The 17597-nt window shown below is 50.2% G+C and carries 12 protein-coding genes; 8 read left to right on the plus strand and 4 right to left on the minus strand.

All coding sequences use genetic code 11. From position 1 onward, the window contains the following. Positions 1 to 21: 21 nt before the first annotated feature. Complete coding sequence (locus JUB14_RS07195; protein WP_207505188.1) at positions 22 to 1155, minus strand: flavin-containing monooxygenase; 1134 nt, start codon at positions 1153 to 1155, stop codon at positions 22 to 24. A 37-nt stretch (positions 1156 to 1192) separates the two neighbouring features. After that, positions 1193 to 2521, minus strand: coding sequence for an ethanolamine permease (gene eat / locus JUB14_RS07200; RefSeq protein WP_207505189.1), 1329 nt, complete (start codon positions 2519 to 2521; stop codon positions 1193 to 1195). A 417-nt stretch (positions 2522 to 2938) separates the two neighbouring features. On the opposite strand from eat, the gene JUB14_RS07205 reads away from it, so the two are divergent. From JUB14_RS07205 to JUB14_RS07215, 4 genes are all read left to right on the plus strand, one after another. Then, positions 2939 to 3736: a hypothetical protein gene (locus JUB14_RS07205; protein ID WP_207505190.1), complete on the plus strand. Its 798-nt coding sequence runs from the start codon at positions 2939 to 2941 to the stop codon at positions 3734 to 3736. 46 nt (positions 3737 to 3782) lie between these two features. After that, positions 3783 to 4088, plus strand: a complete 306-nt coding sequence (locus JUB14_RS07210; RefSeq protein WP_207505191.1) for a hypothetical protein — start codon at positions 3783 to 3785, stop codon at positions 4086 to 4088. Between the two features lie 67 nt (positions 4089 to 4155). After that, positions 4156 to 4602: a glycosyl-4,4'-diaponeurosporenoate acyltransferase CrtO family protein gene (locus JUB14_RS28080; RefSeq protein ID WP_374757807.1), complete on the plus strand. Its 447-nt coding sequence runs from the start codon at positions 4156 to 4158 to the stop codon at positions 4600 to 4602. 411 nt (positions 4603 to 5013) lie between these two features. Next, entirely contained in the window at positions 5014 to 6423 is a 1410-nt protein-coding gene (locus tag JUB14_RS07215; protein WP_207505192.1) for a TlpA family protein disulfide reductase, read from the plus strand. A 430-nt stretch (positions 6424 to 6853) separates the two neighbouring features. On the opposite strand, the gene JUB14_RS07220 is transcribed toward JUB14_RS07215, so the two are convergent. Beyond that, positions 6854 to 8074 (minus strand): ABC transporter permease, encoded by a 1221-nt coding sequence (locus JUB14_RS07220; protein WP_207505193.1) that lies wholly within the window; start codon positions 8072 to 8074, stop codon positions 6854 to 6856. A gap of 68 nt (positions 8075 to 8142) precedes the next feature. Here JUB14_RS07220 and JUB14_RS07225 point away from each other — a divergent pair, with 68 nt between their 5' ends. The 4 genes from JUB14_RS07225 (at position 8143) to JUB14_RS07240 (ending at position 15698) form a co-directional block, all read left to right on the plus strand. After that, entirely contained in the window at positions 8143 to 9351 is a 1209-nt protein-coding gene (locus JUB14_RS07225; RefSeq protein ID WP_207505964.1) for an exo-beta-N-acetylmuramidase NamZ family protein, read from the plus strand. Positions 9352 to 9369: 18 nt separating this feature from the next. Then, entirely contained in the window at positions 9370 to 10098 is a 729-nt protein-coding gene (locus JUB14_RS07230; RefSeq protein ID WP_207505194.1) for a glucosamine-6-phosphate deaminase, read from the plus strand. Positions 10099 to 10245: 147 nt separating this feature from the next. Continuing rightward, positions 10246 to 12273 carry an NAD(+) synthase gene (nadE, locus tag JUB14_RS07235; protein ID WP_207505195.1) on the plus strand — a complete coding sequence of 676 codons (2028 nt, stop codon included), beginning with the start codon at positions 10246 to 10248 and terminating at the stop codon, positions 12271 to 12273. 113 nt (positions 12274 to 12386) lie between these two features. Continuing rightward, positions 12387 to 15698, plus strand: coding sequence for a CotH kinase family protein (locus JUB14_RS07240; RefSeq protein ID WP_207505196.1), 3312 nt, complete (start codon positions 12387 to 12389; stop codon positions 15696 to 15698). Between the two features lie 7 nt (positions 15699 to 15705). On the opposite strand, the gene JUB14_RS07245 is transcribed toward JUB14_RS07240, so the two are convergent. Then, positions 15706 to 17445 (minus strand): STN and carboxypeptidase regulatory-like domain-containing protein, encoded by a 1740-nt coding sequence (locus JUB14_RS07245; protein WP_207505197.1) that lies wholly within the window; start codon positions 17443 to 17445, stop codon positions 15706 to 15708. Between the last annotated feature and the right edge of the window lie 152 nt (positions 17446 to 17597).

The raw sequence follows: 17597 nt of genomic DNA on the forward strand, positions 1-17597 counted from the left end.
ACAAATTAAACAACAAGTCTACTAATTATGGCTCGATTTACCAACACGCTGCTCCAATAGTCTTTTCACAATTTTGCCGGATTCAATATTGATACTGCGGAGGATACCTGTCAGCGGCACCGAAAATCCCAGGAAGTACAGGCCCGGCAGGTCGTCGTACCATAACTGGCCGGGGCAGCCCCGCTCGTTGAGGCGCGGACGGAGCCCTTCCACCAGTTCACCCAGTAAGGCCCGGTAGCCAGTAGCCAATATGACGGCATCCAATGGCAGGCGGGTTCCATCTACAAACAGCACCCCATTGGCCGTGAAATGTTCAATATCCCGCTTTACTTTGATCTTTCCAGCCTTAATCTGAGCCACGGTACCTACATCCAGTACCGGAATATGCCCCATCCGGATGCCTTTGGCGGGCGCAAAATCAGGTCTGTCGATGCCATAAGGACTTAGGTCCCCGATGGTCTTTTTCTGTACTATCCGCGACAGCTGGTCATAGGCCCAGTTGGGCAGCAGAGTACTTAGTACAATGGCCGAGAGCTGGGTAGGTTTGCCGCCAATGTCGCGGTTCATGATGTTGACCGGGCTGCGTAGCGACAGGTAGGTTTCCACCCCGTTTTCGCTCAAATCGAGGGCTATTTCGGCGCCGCTGTTGCCCATACCCACGACTAGTACCCGCTTGCCCCGGTACGGCTCGGCGTTGCGGTACTGGCTGCTGTGGATGATCTCCCCTTCAAACAGTGTTTTGTCGCCCGGCCAGTGGGGGATGTTGGGTATACGGTTGTAGCCCGTACACATTACTACCCCATCGGCCTCGTACTCGTCGGTAGTTGTTACTACTTTCCAGCGCTCGCCGTGGCGGTAGATCTTCTTTACTTCCTGGTTGAATCTGGGCCTGATGCCGTAGTGATCAGCGTAGTCCTGCCAGTAGCTGATGAGTTTTTCTTTTGGGACAAACACGGGGTATGACTCAGGGATGGGCCGGTGGGGAAGCCCCGAGAACCGGCGGTCGGTGTGCAGGTGCAGGCGGTCGTAGTGGTGGTGCCAGGCTTCGCCAATATGCTGTCCCTTTTCCAGCATCAGGTACGGTACCTTTTTCTCGGCCAGGCGTCCGGCCACGGCCAGTCCCGAGGGACCGGCTCCTATAATAATAATATCCATGGCTACTAGTAGTAGTTAAATAGGCCAATCGGGAGGGTCAGACGGCGTCGGTATTCAGGCGCCTGCCGGGCAGTAACCGGTGCATCACAAAGCTCCCGACCATAATCAGTGCAAATATAAGCGCCGATTGCGGGTTGAAGAGGGATAATGCCACCAAAGAACTTACCGAGATCAGGAGTGCCAGATAGGGAACCAACGGGTAGCCCGGCGTACGAAACGGACGCGGTAGTCCGGGCTCCGTCCTTCTCAAAATTAAAAAAGAAATGACGGATAAACTATACATCAGCAGGGCTCCGAAAGCTGAAAGTACAATAATATCGGCCGTGGTACGGGTAGCCAGGGCGGCTATCCCGATCAGCATATTAACGAGCAAGGCCGGAGCGGGTGTCCGGAAGCGGGGATGTACCCTGCCCAGCCAGGCGGGCCCGTTGCCCATGCGGCAAAACTCGTAGGTAGAGCGTCCGGCCGCCAGCAGCAAACCATGAAACGAAGCCACCAACCCGAACAGCCCAAACACTACTACCAATGTATACAGAATATGTCCTTCGCCCACCAACTGCTGCAGGGCCAGCGGCAGGGGCGAGTCAGAGGGCTGTCCCGATGCATCGTATACGACACCATCCCAGCCGGCTACTCCGACGGAGGCGACGAAGGTGAGGGCACAAAGCGCTACCAGAGTTGCCATGGCCGAACCAAAGCCACTCGTCAGGTCGCGCTGCGGATTGATGCTCTCTTCGGCTACGTTGGCCAGTCCCTCTATACCCAGGAAGAACCAGATTGCAAAGGGAATGGCGGCCAGTACACCCGTCCAGCCGTTGGGGAGACTATTTTCAGTAAGGGTAGTAGTACTCATCTCGGGCAAGGCTATACCCGCAAAGAGGAGCAGCCCCGCCACTGCCACCACCGTTACAACCAACTCAAAGGTGGCCGCTATGTGGGTACCCCATACATTGAGCAGGGTAAAGAGCAGATACACCCCAATGGCAATAGCGGTAGGGGAGAGCTGGGGCAGGAAAAGATTGAGGTAGGCACCAATACCCGCCGCAATGGCCGGAGGGGCGAACAGAAATTCTATATTCTGCGCCATACCCGCCATAAAACCTCCCCGCGCGCCCATGGCCCGTCCGGCGTAGTCAAAGGCACCCCCGGCTTTGGGAATGGCGCAGGCCAGCTCGGCGTAGCTGAGCGTGAAGCAGACGTACATCACCACCACCACTCCCGTCGCCACAGCCATACCCCCGGTACCCCCTTTTTCAAGGCCGAGGTTCCAGCCAAAGTACATACCGGATATTACGTAGCCGACGCCCAGCCCCCATAGCAGCGTAGGGGTGAGGGTACGTTGAAGTTGGGAAGTGTCCTGCGACATTCTGAACGGGAAGGTTTAGGTTATCTTCCCAATTTCGTAAATTGTGTTTGGTAATCCAAAAAGTGCCTTAAACCACACCCTGATGCGCTTTAGAAATTATCAACAACTCTTCTTTGTAGGTTTACCTGCTCCTGCCTGGTTGTAAGCCCAAAGAGCCCGCTATCACCTGCCGGTATTTGGAAGGTATTGTTTCCCATAATGATTTTATAGCCCAAGAGGCAATTATAGATTAGGAAAGGAAAAAAGATTTATTTTCGTAAGGATTCCGACGGAAGCTATATGAAGGATTTCTACTACTTTCAAATAGATTTCTAAAAATAACTCTCGCCAATGATGTGTAAACACCAACTCCGGGCGAGGGGCTTACACGTTATTTATACTTGCCGTTGTGTGCCATTTAATGGAGATAACTATTAAATGATAAATAGAAGAATTCCTTATTCAATGAATAATGATCAGTTAGGAGTAAAGAATATTTTTCGCAAAATGGATGAGAAGGGCCCTGAGAACCACGACTTTTGGTTCCCAGGGCGATACATCGGTGGTATATCAACAACGATTGCGCCGATTGTACTTCTAATCGGCGTATTGCTCCGCATGCCGTTTCACTTTTTCTTTCCGCAACAGCTTGCTGCGTTTAACGATCACCCTACGCTAATGGTAACGTCCTATAATTTTTTTGTAGTAGGAAATATTTTACTTTGGCCCGCCATCATCACCCTTTCCCGGGAAATTGGAAAAAAAAGGAGCCAATTGGCTTTGTGGGGTGGAACATTTGTTCTATTCGGACTTTTTGCCAGAACCTTCCACGGCGGCGTTGACCATCTATCGTTTCAATTGGTGCGAATTGAGGGGTTAGAAAATGCCACAAAAATTGTTGCTGACTCTTATGGTGCGTTTAGCATCATTGCTACATTAAACGGAGCGATTTTGGCTGGTTGGATCATACTTTCAATAGGTGCTTTTCTCTCCAATACGCTTGGAATCATTCGTTCTGTTGCATTAGGATTAATGTCCATGCTTATGCTAGGTGTACTCAAAGGAAGTTCCTGGGGTTCTGTAGTAGCCGTTACTGGACTTTGTGTTGCCCTTATTCCACTGGGCATCAAAGTTCTGAAAGAGGGTCCGAGACCAAGTTATAAAAGCATGATAGTTTGGTCGTTAATTATCACTGTGATAATTGCTTCACTTTATTTTATTGGACAACAGGGATAAAGAATAGAATATTACATAACAAACAATAAGCTCACTGAGCAAATAAATGTCCAACCTCCAGAGAGCATGGAGTGACTCAATTGAATCGATTTCGATTGAGGATGTAATGGAGGCCATTTCGGAGATACAGGAAGTGGATGACGAGCATGGAGCCTTTTGGGTGGGGATATTTGAGGAAGATGAATATGTGTTGGAAGTTGATAAAAATCTAAACCTGGTAGGAGAGTTCGGCTCGGAGTCTGATGAGCAAATCGAATTCAAAGCTGAGAGTTGGGAAGAAGTTGAGAAGCTATATAGATTGTTTCTGGACGGTCATATAGAGGCCGTTAAAAAGATAATGGAAAAACGCTAGGTATAGCCTTGCGGGCAACTACTTGGGCATTGATATACTCATACCACTACTAGCCATAGATCTAGAAATGAGTAAGTTGATATATAGTGTCAGCTGGTATTTCAGGGAGCATTCTTTTGAGAACGGAGGTCTAGTTTACAAGAAGGTTGGGATTCATCACTTTAAGAAGATCGTACCTTTTGGAGATTATTTCTTTGTTCTGGTTAGGTTATTTAAGCCTGGTATTTCCATGGCCCAAAATAGGAGCTTACTAAAAAATGAAGCTGCTAACCTGATTATGATGACTGCACTAATAGAGTCCATTCATATCCTGGGCTTCTTCTTTATGAGTTACCTGTTTCTAAGAAAGTATGTATTAACAGGAGAATTGAGATGGAAAATTATCCTTCTCAATATCATAGTTAACCTTATGCCAGTTTTGGTACAGCGGTATAATCGGATCAGGATAGTAAGGACTTTTGATATCTGTCAGTCATTAAGAATGAGGGGGGGCGACAGCAGTCGCCCCATTTAATCCTGATTTGCAATCAGGACGGTCCCCCGCTGGGCGCGAGTCAACTTTCCGCAGCCGTTTGGTCCAGACGAATGGCATGCCGCGCGGTAGTGACTATGAGGGGTTCTTCGAGCGGTTGCGTAGACAATTTGGTGATGGAGAAATTTCTATTTACATTGAGTTACTTCAACACCGCCACCTTTTGTTTATTAGTAACCATTTTAACATTCGAGATAAAGTTAAGTAGACCGTACACCGGCAATCTGGCTGGTTGTCCAGGTACTGAGAACAGATGCCGGAGAGTGGGACGGGCATTTCAGCAGATAGGAGTTTGCAGGCATACTAGTTACCTTACTTGGATAGTCTTTTCGAGTACGAATCCAGGGACATTTATCAATACACGTGTACAGTGCTCAACAAACTTCCAAAGGCATGAAAAGACTACTGCTAGGGTTCTGCATTTTACTGATGTACCACGCGAAAGCTCAGACAGCCCATCCGCCTAAGGAAGATCCGATCATTTATTTCAATAGCATTCAAAAGTTTACTAATAATAACCTGGACCAGGACTCTGCCTTATACTATTTGCAGAAGTTAGCTTTGATTACTGCCTATGAGCCATTCCTGAAAGATTTGCTTCATAATTCATTTGCACAGCAATTCCGGCAGAGGGACTTATCAAAGAGTGACACAAGTGTAATCAATGCGTATAACCGGAGGCTGCTTTTCAGTAAAGGGTTACTGCAGAAGATGGCGTTTGATAGCAACAAAGTTCTACAACAATCAGCAAGACCATTATACCTACTACTAAGAGCACAGGATAACCACACTGATCCGGTTGTCCTGACAGCCATTGCCAATGAATTTGTCCATAAGGAGCTGTTGCCGGATAATATTCATGAAAATCGACAGGGGCGCTATGGACTGCTTATTCATCAGATACTTTCAAAACAGGAGGCTACGAAACCTTTGGCGCAAGAGTTGCTTATGACCCTAAAGTCGAAGCTGGAAAAAGGTCAGACAAAAGTAACCGACTCCACCTCTCGGGTTGAGTTGGGAAAACGAGCCTGGTACCGCTATCTGTATGCCTATGCAAACTATATAGAAGCTGGTGAAGCCCAGGGGGAAGCAACAAAAGCCCTGCTCCTGAAAAATGCCTTTGATTATAGTCCTGATCTGGTTGACCAAAATCACACCTCAGCTTACTTCTATGATATGATTATGCTCACTGGGGGTGAAAAACGGAGCTTCAGGGACGATTATTTTACTTTTCTTGAGAGTACCTCTACCAATAAGAAGGAAGTTTTGGCAGCACTTCTGAATACAGCTCTTATTGCTCCGGAATACAAGAACAGGCTGGAAACCTTCTATACTAAGAATATCTCCCCGGACGAGCCATTTGCCAACTACTGGCGGGCAGCAATTAATAGAACAGCAAAGGCAGCACCCCCTATTTCCTTTACCTTACTTGATGGGAACGCCTTTGCAAGCAACAATCTTTCGGGTAAGTGGATACTGGTTGACTTTTTGGGTACCTGGTGTGGTCCTTGCCGACAGGAGCATCCGGGACTGGATAAATTTTATCAGTCAACCGTTTTGCAAAAGCCTGATACCATCGCACTGTTGACTGTGGCCTGTCGGGATACAAAGGACAAAGTGACCGCCTACATGGAGCAAAAGAAGTTTACGTTTCCCGTGGCTATGTCTGATGGTAAGATAGAAAAGATATATAAAGTAGAAGGCTATCCCACCAAGGTATTGATCACACCGGAAGGAAAATACATTACAGTTCCCTTTGGTGTGGATTGGGTGGGGTTCGTTAATCAATATGTAGGCATATAACATCCTGCACGTGCGGACAGCACAAGCCAAAGAGTTATCCCGTAGCCCAATCTAACCCCGATTTGTAATTGGGACTGTCCCCCGCTGGGGTTGAATCAGCTTGCGTTTTAAGCGCTATCAGAAGATGCCCTGATTACAAATCAGGGCAAGCCCGGCTCGCTACCTCTGTCGAGTTCGCCTTTCTCTCCGTCCTGCAATAGCAATATCCTTATTTATTTGTATACCTCCAAGTCCAGTTGTTAGCCAATTTCTTTACCTGTCCTAGGCCGGAAGAGACAAACTAAATGGCGTTGACGGGCCTGTTGTTTCTGCTCGGGAGCGATGTTGGCAAAGTGCTAGGAAATAAGTGGCAATGTACCTTATGAAGGTGGTTGATTGTATCCTCAGAGGTACTAATGCCTAACCTATCAATCCCATACTACCCAGTCCTTTACTTCTTGAACAGCAGCGCCCGGATAGGTTGAATACGGGTAATGACGTAGGTCGGGATCAGGAGCACCAGCCCAACTACCAGCAGGGTAATGGCATTGACGAGCAGAATGGTACCCCAGTCAAACACGATGGGGACGGTATCCATATAATAGTTGACAGGGTCGAGGGGGAGGAGCTGAAACCGGTACTGCACCCAACAGAAGAGAAGCCCGATGGCGTTACCAATGAGCAGGCCGCGCGTCACGATGTAGAGCCCTACCCGCAGAAAGATATTGCGGATCTGGCTGTCGGGGCTACCCAGCGTCTTGAGCAGGCCCACCAGCGGGGTGCGCTCCATAATCATCACCAGCAGGATAGAGATCATATTAAAGCAGGCCACGAATAGGATCAGCGTCAGGAATACGGCCGTATTGCGGTCCAGCAGGATAAGCCAGTCGAACAGCGGCCGAAAGCTTTCAGTCACTTTCTGCAGTACCATATCCGGCGACATCCGGTCAAAAACCTCCATCGCTACCTGGTCCAGTTGCTCAAAGTCTTTGAGGTAGATCTCGTAGGTACCTACCGTATCGGCGCCCCATTCGTTGAGGCGCTGCACCAGCGTGATATCACCGATGACCAGTGTATTGTCAAACTCTTCCAACTCCGTTTCGTAGATACCGACTACCTGCAACTTACGGGCTCGGGGCGGGTTCTGGACAAAGTACATCAGTACATCGTCACCGGGTTTGAGGCGTAGCTGGTTGGCGATCTTGCGGCTGATGATGATTTCGGTAGAGTAGCCACTATCGGGGTGCTGGATCAGGCGTCCTTCTACCAGGCTCCTCTCAAAGAGCGTCCAGTCGTACTGCTCATCTACCCCTTTGAGTACAATACCTTTTAGCTCATCAGGCGTTTTAAGAATACCTGACTTATGCGCTACGGCGTGCCAGTGCCTGATCTCGGGCATCTGGCTGAGGTCTTCGGCCAGGGGAGTCTTGCGGGACAGAGGGCCCTCCTCATAGGTATTGCTGAGGGTCAAGGCGCTGACGCGCAGGTGCGCTCCAAACAAGAAAACCTTTTGCTGGATCGTTTGCTTAAAGCCCAGCAGTACCGCAAACGCTACGATGCCTACCGCCACTCCGATGGCAATACTGGCTACGCCTATCCGTGATACGGTCGACGAAAATGAGCCTACTTTGTTGTGCCGGATGCGGCTGGATATGAACGAAGGGAATCGCAACAGGTAGCGTTAGGTTAGTATTCTATTAATTAATAATTTGGCAAAATTAACTGAAAAATCAAGCCGTGATGAACTTCATCCACTTTCTATCTCTGATCCTGCTCTGGTCATGTAGTACCAAAACACCGCAGACTACTGCCGGGCAGGAGAAAAAATCGGACCAGCCGGCGGTACAGGCCAAACCCGTATTGGGTATCGAACGTACCGGCGAATACCTACCCCTGCTCAAAGACAAGCGCGTGGCGCTGGTCGTAAATCATACTACTATATTCCCTAACGGTACCCACCTGGCCGATAGTCTGCAAAAGCTGGGGGTGAATATAAAAACAATTTTCGCACCGGAGCATGGTTTTCGGGGAATGGCCGCCGACGGAGCCGAAATAAAAGACGGAGTGGATACCCGGACGGGGCTATCGATCGTATCGCTGTATGGAAAAAACAAGAAACCAACCGAGGAGCAATTCAGGGAGGTGGACGTGGTGATCTTTGATATTCAGGATGTAGGCGTACGCTACTATACCTACCCCAGTACCATGCACCTGGTGATGGAGGCCTGCGCCGAGCAGGGCAAGAAGTGCGTAGTACTGGACCGGCCCAATCCCAATGGCCACTACATTGATGGTCCCGTACTGGATCGTAAGTTCGCTTCATTCGTGGGCATGAATCCGGTACCGGTGGTACATGGCCTTACCTCCGGCGAACTGGCCCTAATGATCAATGGTGAAGGCTGGCTTGAAGGAAAAAAGCCCGCTGATTTGACCATCGTACCCTGTCAGCAGTATACCCATCAAACAACTTATACATTACCTGTAAAACCATCGCCTAACCTGCCCAATATGCAGGCCGTGTGGCTGTACCCGTCCATCTGTCTTTTTGAGCCAACCATTGTGAGCGTAGGACGCGGTACCGATACGCAGTTTCAGGTAATCGGGGCTCCTAATCCGGTATTTGGCTCGTATACCTTTACTCCGGTTGAAAAACCCGGTGCGGTCAACCCGCCTAACGAGGGAAAGCTGTGCTATGGGAAAGATCTGCGTGATGTAGAGGCAAAGAACCTAGGCTTTTCGCTTAAATATGTACTCGACTTCTACAACAAGGCTCCCGACAAATCAAAGTTCTATACCAGTGCGAGGTACTTTGACCAGTTGGCAGGTACTGATATGATCCGTAAAATGATGGCCGAAGGAAAATCTGAAAAGGAGATCCGTCAGGCCTACGCGCCGGAGCTGGCCCGCTACAAAGAGATGCGGAAGAAGTACGTACTCTACGCCGATTAACCACAATAACCTACCCCTATGCAGGAATTTCAGGTATATCCTACCTACGAACACCTATCCCGAGCCGCCGCCGATGTGGTGGTCAGTACCTTACAGGGCAAGCCCAATGCGGTCATCTGTCTGCCGTCCGGAAGTACCCCCGTGGGTATGTTCCGTGAGCTGATACTTCGTCACGAGCAGGGCCTGGCGGATTTTTCCCAATGTACCTTTGTGGGTCTGGACGAATGGATAGGGATGGGGCCGGAGGATGAAGGCAGCGGGCGCCAGCTTCTGGACCGGGACTTTCTGCATCCCATCGGTTTTCGCCCGGAGCAGATCCTGTTCTTCGATGCCAGGGCCGAAAACCTGCAGGCCGAGTGTGAGCGCCTCAATGGGGCTATTGAACAATTGGGTGGCCTGGACCTGATCATACTGGGAATAGGTATGAATGGACATTTGGGCCTCAACGAACCCGGTACCTCCTTCGATACTTATGCGCACGTATCCGAGCTGGACCCTATCACCATCGAAGTAGGGCAGAAGTACTTCCAGGGGCCTACTCCCCTAACCGGAGGTGTCACCCTCGGACTACGGCATATGATGGAAGCCCGGCGACTGGTGCTTATGGCAAGTGGTGAAGCCAAAGCTCCTGTGATAGCCCGCGCCCTGAAAGGGGAGGTGACCGAAGCCTTCCCGGCCAGCCTGGTGCAGGAGCATCCTGATGCCTGGGTACTGGTGGATGCAGATGCCGCCTCGGCCTTCCTGTAGCCTGGCCTCTACCGGCATTATCTAATCCTTTTGCTCTATAATTTGTTACAATAGGGGGTACCCGCTTTACCCGTGCCACGGTTTCGAGCTGTGGCACGGGTAGCCTGTACTATCAATCCCTACCAGAATCACTCATTAAACTGCTATATGACACTTATCAAAGTAGCCGCCGGGGTGGTCAATCAGACCCCGATGGACTGGAAAAATAATACAGCCAATATCATAGGAGCCATCGAAGAGGCACGCCGCCAGGAGGTGTCGATATTGTGTATGCCTGAGCTATGTATTACGGGCTATGGCTGTGAAGACTATTTCTTATCGTATGATATTGTAGAGCAGGCTAAGAAATGTCTGCTGGAAATAGTGACGCATACTGCGGATATGATCGTAGCGGTAGGTCTGCCCCTCAGGCACAATCACCGGGTATACAACACAGCCTGTCTGATTGCGAACAAACGGATCCTGGGTTTTTATGTGAAGCAAAATCTACCCAACAACGGCATTCACTACGAGCCACGCTGGTTCCATGCCTGGACCCCCGGTGTTGTAAGCCGTACCGAAATAGACCAGATGCAGTACCCCATCGGGGACCTGATCTTTGACGTGTCGGGAGTCCGGATCGCCTTCGAGATATGTGAGGATGCCTGGATATCCAACCGTCCCGGCCGTTCGCATTACGACCGTGGGGTAGATATCATGCTCAATCCCAGCGCCAGCCACTTTGCCTTTAATAAATTCATGATCCGGGAGCGGCTGGTGATAGATGCATCACGTTCATTCGGCTGTAATTATATCTATACCAACCTCCTGGGTAACGAAGCCGGGCGGGCTATCTACGACGGGGATGCCATGATTGCTTCCAACGGAGCTTTGCTAACATCAAGTCCCCGGTTTAGCTACGAAGATTACCTGATCATCACGGCGGTTGTAGATACCGAGTACACCCGCCTCACGCAGGTACAGAACCTGGGAAGGCTTTCAAAAGAAGAGACCTGGAAGGTAGTAGCCACCTATGATTTTCCGGATATAGAGCCCGTGCGTCATCAGGTAGCGACAATGGAGCCCTTTGAAAGTGGGGGAGCCCTGAAGGAAGAAGAATTTGCCCGGGCTGTGTGTCTGGCCTTGTTTGACTACATGCGCAAGAGCCGTTCGCACGGCTTTACCATCTCGCTTTCGGGGGGAGCCGACTCATCAGCCTGTACGGCTCTGTGTGGTTTGATGGTCCGGCTGGCGGACGAAAGTATCGGACTGGATCGGTTCAAACAGAAGCTGAGCTATATCCTCAAGGTTCAGGAGGCCGAAACAGTAGAAGACATCTCCAAAGAGATTATTCATAACATCTATCAGGGAACGGAGAATAGCTCTGATGATACCCTAGAGTCGGCCCGTTCACTGGCGCTGTCCATTGGCTCTACATTCTATAATGTAAATATCAATGGGCTGGTCGAAACCTATACCAAGCTCATTGAGGAGCAGATCGGCCGGCAGTTGAGCTGGGATACCGACGATATAGCCATGCAGAATATACAGGCGCGGGTACGAGCCCCAAGCGTGTGGTACCTGACCAACATCAGCAACCATTTGCTGCTGTCTACATCCAACCGCTCCGAAGCGGCCGTAGGGTATGCAACTATGGATGGTGATACGGCGGGCGGACTTTCTCCTATCGCGGGTATTGATAAGCATTACCTGCGTCACTGGCTCCGCTGGCTCGAGACCGTCGGTTGTGACGTAAAAGGCAAGCACATCCGGATTGAAGGCCTCCAGAAAGTCAACAGCCTGCAGCCTACTGCTGAGCTACGTCCGCAGGAGTACAAGCAGACCGATGAGGATGACCTGATGCCGTACGAATTCCTGAACTCGGTGGAGGAGCTGGCTATCCGTGACAAAAAGCCCCCGATTGACTGCTACCGCAACCTGCTGGTACGCTTTGAGGGACAATACGCTCCTGAGCAGATGCTGCACTGGACCAAGCGGTTCTTTAAGCTATGGAGTCGTAATCAGTGGAAGCGCGAGCGCTACGCACCGTCTTTCCACCTCGACGACCACAACCTCGACCCCCGCACCTGGTGCCGCTTCCCAATCCTGTCGGGCGGCTACGAAAGGGAGCTGGAAGAACTGAGGGAGTACGCCGCCGAGAAAAGGATCAAGCGAGCCCGCCGGATTGGGTTTTAATAGATTATAAACCAAATTGTTAATACAAAATACCGTTTGATAAAATTGTTGTGCGGGTGTGGATAAAGTAACTATATTAGTATAGAATGTAACTTTATCCGCACCTGCACTATATGATCAAGAATGTTACAGCAGTACTACTGCTGGTACTAGTTGTTGCCGGTAAGGCCATAAGCCAGACGTTGTATATCAATGAATTTATGGCTTCTAATGCTTCAAAGGTAGCTGATGCCACAGGAGCCTACGAAGATTGGATCGAGATATACAACCCCAATTCCTCTTCTGTTGACCTCGCCGGGTACTACATAACCGATAACCTGTCCAATCCTACCAAGTACAAAATTCCATCGGGTTCATCTGCCACAGTTATTCCGGCGGGTGGATTTTTGCTTTTATGGGCCAGCGAAGCACTGGACCGGGGGCCTTTGCACGTAAATGTCAGACTATCTGCCGGTGGCGAGGAGATCGGCCTGACGGCTCCCAATGGTACCACGGTTGTAGATTCCTATGTCTTCGGAGAACAGCGAACCGATGTCTCCTTTGGACGGAATCAGAATGGCAGTTCCCAGTGGAGCTTCTTTTTAGAGCCTACTCCGGGCGCCAGCAATAACAATTCTACTGCGTATAATGATATACTGTCACCGCCGACCTTTTCTCAGCCCGCTGGCTATTCGGCTTCTTCCTTTAACCTGACGTTATCCTCCAACGACCCATCCGTTACTATCCTGTATACCCTGGATGGGTCTGAACCCGATGAAGCCAATCTTAATGGAAGTACCTTTACTTATAAAAACAGCTACGAAGAAGTACCCGGACAGGGTTCCGGACCGTTGCTCGACGCTACATTAAGAACCTATACGTATTCAGGCCCTATATCCATTACCGACCGCACCAGCCAACCCAACCGGGTATCCATGTACTCCTCCACCTACCAGCATACCGCTGTCTATCTGCCTGGCTTTCCGGTGTTTAAGGGTACTGTGGTCAGGGCCAAGGCTGTCAGGCAAGGGGCTCTGGCAAGCCCGGTAGTGACCAATACCTACATCGTTACACCCAATCAAAATCAACGCTTCACGATACCAGTTGTGTCGCTGGCCATGTCCGAAAAAGACTTGTTTGGGTACCAAGATGGCATTTACACCGCAGGTGTTGATTTTGACAATTGGCGGTATGGCGAACGTCAGACTCCTGCGTATGGTCCAGCCTTTCCAGGTAATTTCCGGCGGAGCGGCGAAGAGTGGGAAAAGGAAGCTAACTTCGAGTATTTTGCCGAGAACGCCACTGGCTCAGCTATTAATCAGCACATTGGGGTCCGACTTCACGGAGGGCATACCCGAGGCTACCCTCAGAAGACTCTCCGGCTGTACAGCAATACCTATTTTAACTACCCATTTTTCTCTTCTGTACCTTACACCAATCACAAGCGCCTACTGCTACGGAACTCAGGGAATGACTGGCGGCAGACCATGTTCCGGGATGCCGCTATTCAGGAAATGGTGAAGCATCTTAACTTTGATACGCAAGGTTATAAGCCTGCCATCCTCCTTCTAAACGGTGAGTACTGGGGTATTCACAATATCCGTGAGCGGTACGATAAGTACTATCTGAATACCAGGTATGGGGTGAACCCGGAAAATCTGGACCTGATCGAAAATAATGGAGCTGAAGTTGACGAAGGGGATATGGTGCACTATAATGCCATGTTTAGCTATATGGTCAAAAACGGCTCCTCAAGCAATGAACACTATTCCTACATCCAGACGCAGATGGACATTGATAATTTTATTGATTATCAGATTGCAGAAATATTTGCGGCAAATACTGATTGGGTCGAAAACAACGTCCGTAACTGGCGCCTGCGCACGCCATACCAGCCTAATGCTCCTTACGGGCACGACGGACGCTGGCGCTGGATGATGTTCGATACGGACCATGGGTTTGCCGGGAGTTATTCATCCGCGGAGCATAATACGCTGGAATTCGCTACTAACGAAGATCCTAATAAGTCTCCCGGGCCAGCCAGGACCTTTATACTCAGAAGCCTGCTTACCAACTCTACTTTTCGGACTGCCTTTATTACTCGCTTTAGTGACCTGCTCAACAGTACCTATCTGCCGGAGCGGACAGTACCCATCATTAATACCATGAAGCAGAGAATACAGCCGGAAATAGGTGAGCACATAGCTCGCTGGAAAACAAGCGGGGGGGTCAACGACTGGAACAACGAGGTCAATATCATGATTGACTTTGCGCAGCGTCGCCCCTCCATTATGTCCCAGCAGCTCAAAAATCATTTCTCACTATCAGATAGACGATCTATTACGGTCAATGTATCTAATACAGAAAATGGATACATAAAAGTGAATACCCTCACAATACTGCCGACTACGCCGGGAGTAAGCCAAAACGCGTACCCCTGGACAGGATATTACTTCCAGAATGTGCCGGTTACACTCACGGCCATGCCTAAGGCCGGATATAAGTTTGTGCGCTGGCAGGAAGGTAACAATACAATCTCTACCAACCCGGTACTGGTTTTAAACTTATTGTCTGATCGATCGGTCACGGCGGTGTTTGATCTGGATCAGGGTTTTGATTCCACACCTAGTGCCTATATACTGGCTAACTGTGACTACCGGTTTGAGCAGTGGAGCGCTGAGTCACCGGCTGGGTCCTTTCCGTCCAATATGGCCTTTGTATACATGAATCAGCAGGATCCAACTGTAACAGCCTCAATAGAGGGCTTCACTTCAGGCAGGTATAATTTCGAAAGTCGCAGCCGTGTCAACGGGCTTGGGAACGATGGAGTGTCTTTTATAAATACGACGAGTAATGATCCGAGTAGTGTCAATGAAGGATTTCCAATGGGAAAAGTGGGAGGAGCCCTGCTGGCGCTACGAACCACCGGCCTAAATGAGGTGTATGTACAGTGGACAGCAGGCACCTTACTACCCAATAACCGCGAATATGCTATCCGGTTACAGTACCGGGTAGGTGACAGCGGAGCGTTCCAAGATGTATTGGACCCGCAGGGGCAGCCCGTAGAGTATTCCCGAAATGCTCAGGCAGGGCACAGCCAGGTGATGGGGCCGGTAGCCTTACCAGCGGCGGCTCTCAATCAGTCCTACGTTCAGTTATTCTGGCGTTACTACATGAAGTCTGGATCGGGTTCGAGACCGCAGCTTCGGCTGGATGATATCATAGTGAGCCGCGGACGCTGTGAAAGCCTAAGCTCCGGCGACTGGAACAGCGCCTCCCGGTGGAGCTGCGGTCGTATCCCCTCTATCTGTGATGAGGTCACCATTAGGCAGGGACATGTCATTACATTGGGGGGTGATAATGGGAAAGCGAGAGCTATACAGATTGAGGGCTCTGGCCGCCTAGATATGACGGCTAGCACCCAACTGAATCTGGGGGAGAACTAAGCCCCTCCTAAATCCTGTTACAAAACCTGAGAGCTGCCTGAAAACCTACCCAGCCGTAGGTAGTGATGCCATCATCAAACCGGTTGCCAATCCAGATGGGTTCCAGGCCGCGCCGGGTGCTGGTATCTATCAGACCGGCGTAAGGGGTGTGCAGCAGGTTAAGCGTAGGTCCCAGCGAAATAGCTACGCGTGGGCTTAACTTCTTCTCCAGGGCCACCGTAATGCGGTAATGACCGGCTTGAGGCTGACGCCAGAACTGGCGCTGTATCGCCATTCGGCTGGCGACCAAGTCACCATTCAACATCCAGCCACGACCCAGTCGGCGGGCGGTACCTATGCCGTAGCCTATACTACCCAGTGGTTTTCCTGGAAGAAAAGCATTCATACCAAACGTAAAAATATTATAGAATCCGGCTACGCCTGTTTTGAAGGAGGCATTGAAGTAATTGAGTTCGTCGGTAGAAACTTCATAGCGGCGGTAGCCGTTTTGGCGGACATAGCTGAAAAAGCCAAATGGTGTGGTAGCCGATGAGTCGGCGTAGTTGAGAAAGCCAAGCTGGTGTCCCTTCTCCACCACCTGGGCATAGTTGAGGCCGGGCGTTACCTGCCAGCCATTGAGCTTACGACCAACAACATTGGCCCAGCCCGATATTTGCAGGCCGTGGAAGTCCTCCGCGGTGGCGTTGGCCGTGCCGGCAATCTGAACCCCACGAAAGTCCCCGATGTTGAGGTTTCCAAAGCCGGCTATCTGTATGCCCTGTACATCCCTACCTACCAGATTGGCCAGTCCGGCTACTTGAATACCCTGCACATTCCAGCGAACAATATTAACCACACCTCCTACCTCAAGGGCACCTACACCCAGTGAGTAGCCGGCAATGAGGTTGAGCGAGACATCATTAATAACGTTTCCGCTTAGCTGATGGTTGGTACCAATAAAGGGAAGTATGGATGCCTGGAAGGGTCGGTATAGAGTATCCGTGATATTCTCGGTATGAATAGCCTGCTTGGTAGAGGCAAACGCATAAACGAAGGCATCACCTACTTCCTGCAGGCGCTCTTTCAGAGTATGGGCCGGGCGGGGGGCAGTTGTATCGGGTTCGGCAGCAGGTACCGGTGCGGACACTACCTGCGGCGAACGCGGAATCTCTACCCTGGGCTCTACCCGCGACTGTACCGTATCGTGACGCGACAGAATGCGCGGATTCTGGCGTTCGATATGACGAATCGTATCGGCAGTGAGTGATATGGTCAGGTAGTAGTCCTGGCGACGGGTTACTTCAACAGAGCGGGCCGAATACTCTTCCTTCCTGACTTCCAGCCGTAGGTTTGGCTGGGCCGCCGGGAGCTTTATGCGGTAGTAGCCGTACTCATTACTCACGGTAGATACCAGTGAGTTGGCCTCGTATATACTGGCGTCACGCAGGCGTTCCCCCGTTTTTTTATCAATGATATACCCGTTGAGGAAGAAGTTGTCAGGCTGGCGCTCGGGCTCAGCAGCTACTTTCTGTAAGATAATGTACTTCCGGCGCTCCTTGAACGTAACCGAGCCTTTAAAAATATCATTCAAGATTTCGCGAACACTCTGGTTGCTAGCATTGACCGATACACGGGCCTTTACATCAATGGCATCGGGGCTGTACGAGAAACTGAATCCTCCTTTCTCGCCAATCTGACGAAGTACTTCCTCGATACGCTCATTGGTTACTTTTATAGAAATACGATTTTCGAGCAAGGGCTGGGCCATCAGGTTGCCGGTACTTAGCCACCCAATAACTAGTAATATAAATATTCGATATGTAAGAGTAGGATTCACTGGAATAAGCGAATTAGTAATAAATGAACGGATAGAGGTAGGAAGAGCGCCTGCCTTAATGTATAGGGAGTATGTTGGTACTT

It is taken from the genome of Telluribacter humicola (genome assembly GCF_017355935.1).
GTDB classification, from domain to species: domain Bacteria; phylum Bacteroidota; class Bacteroidia; order Cytophagales; family Spirosomataceae; genus Telluribacter; species Telluribacter humicola.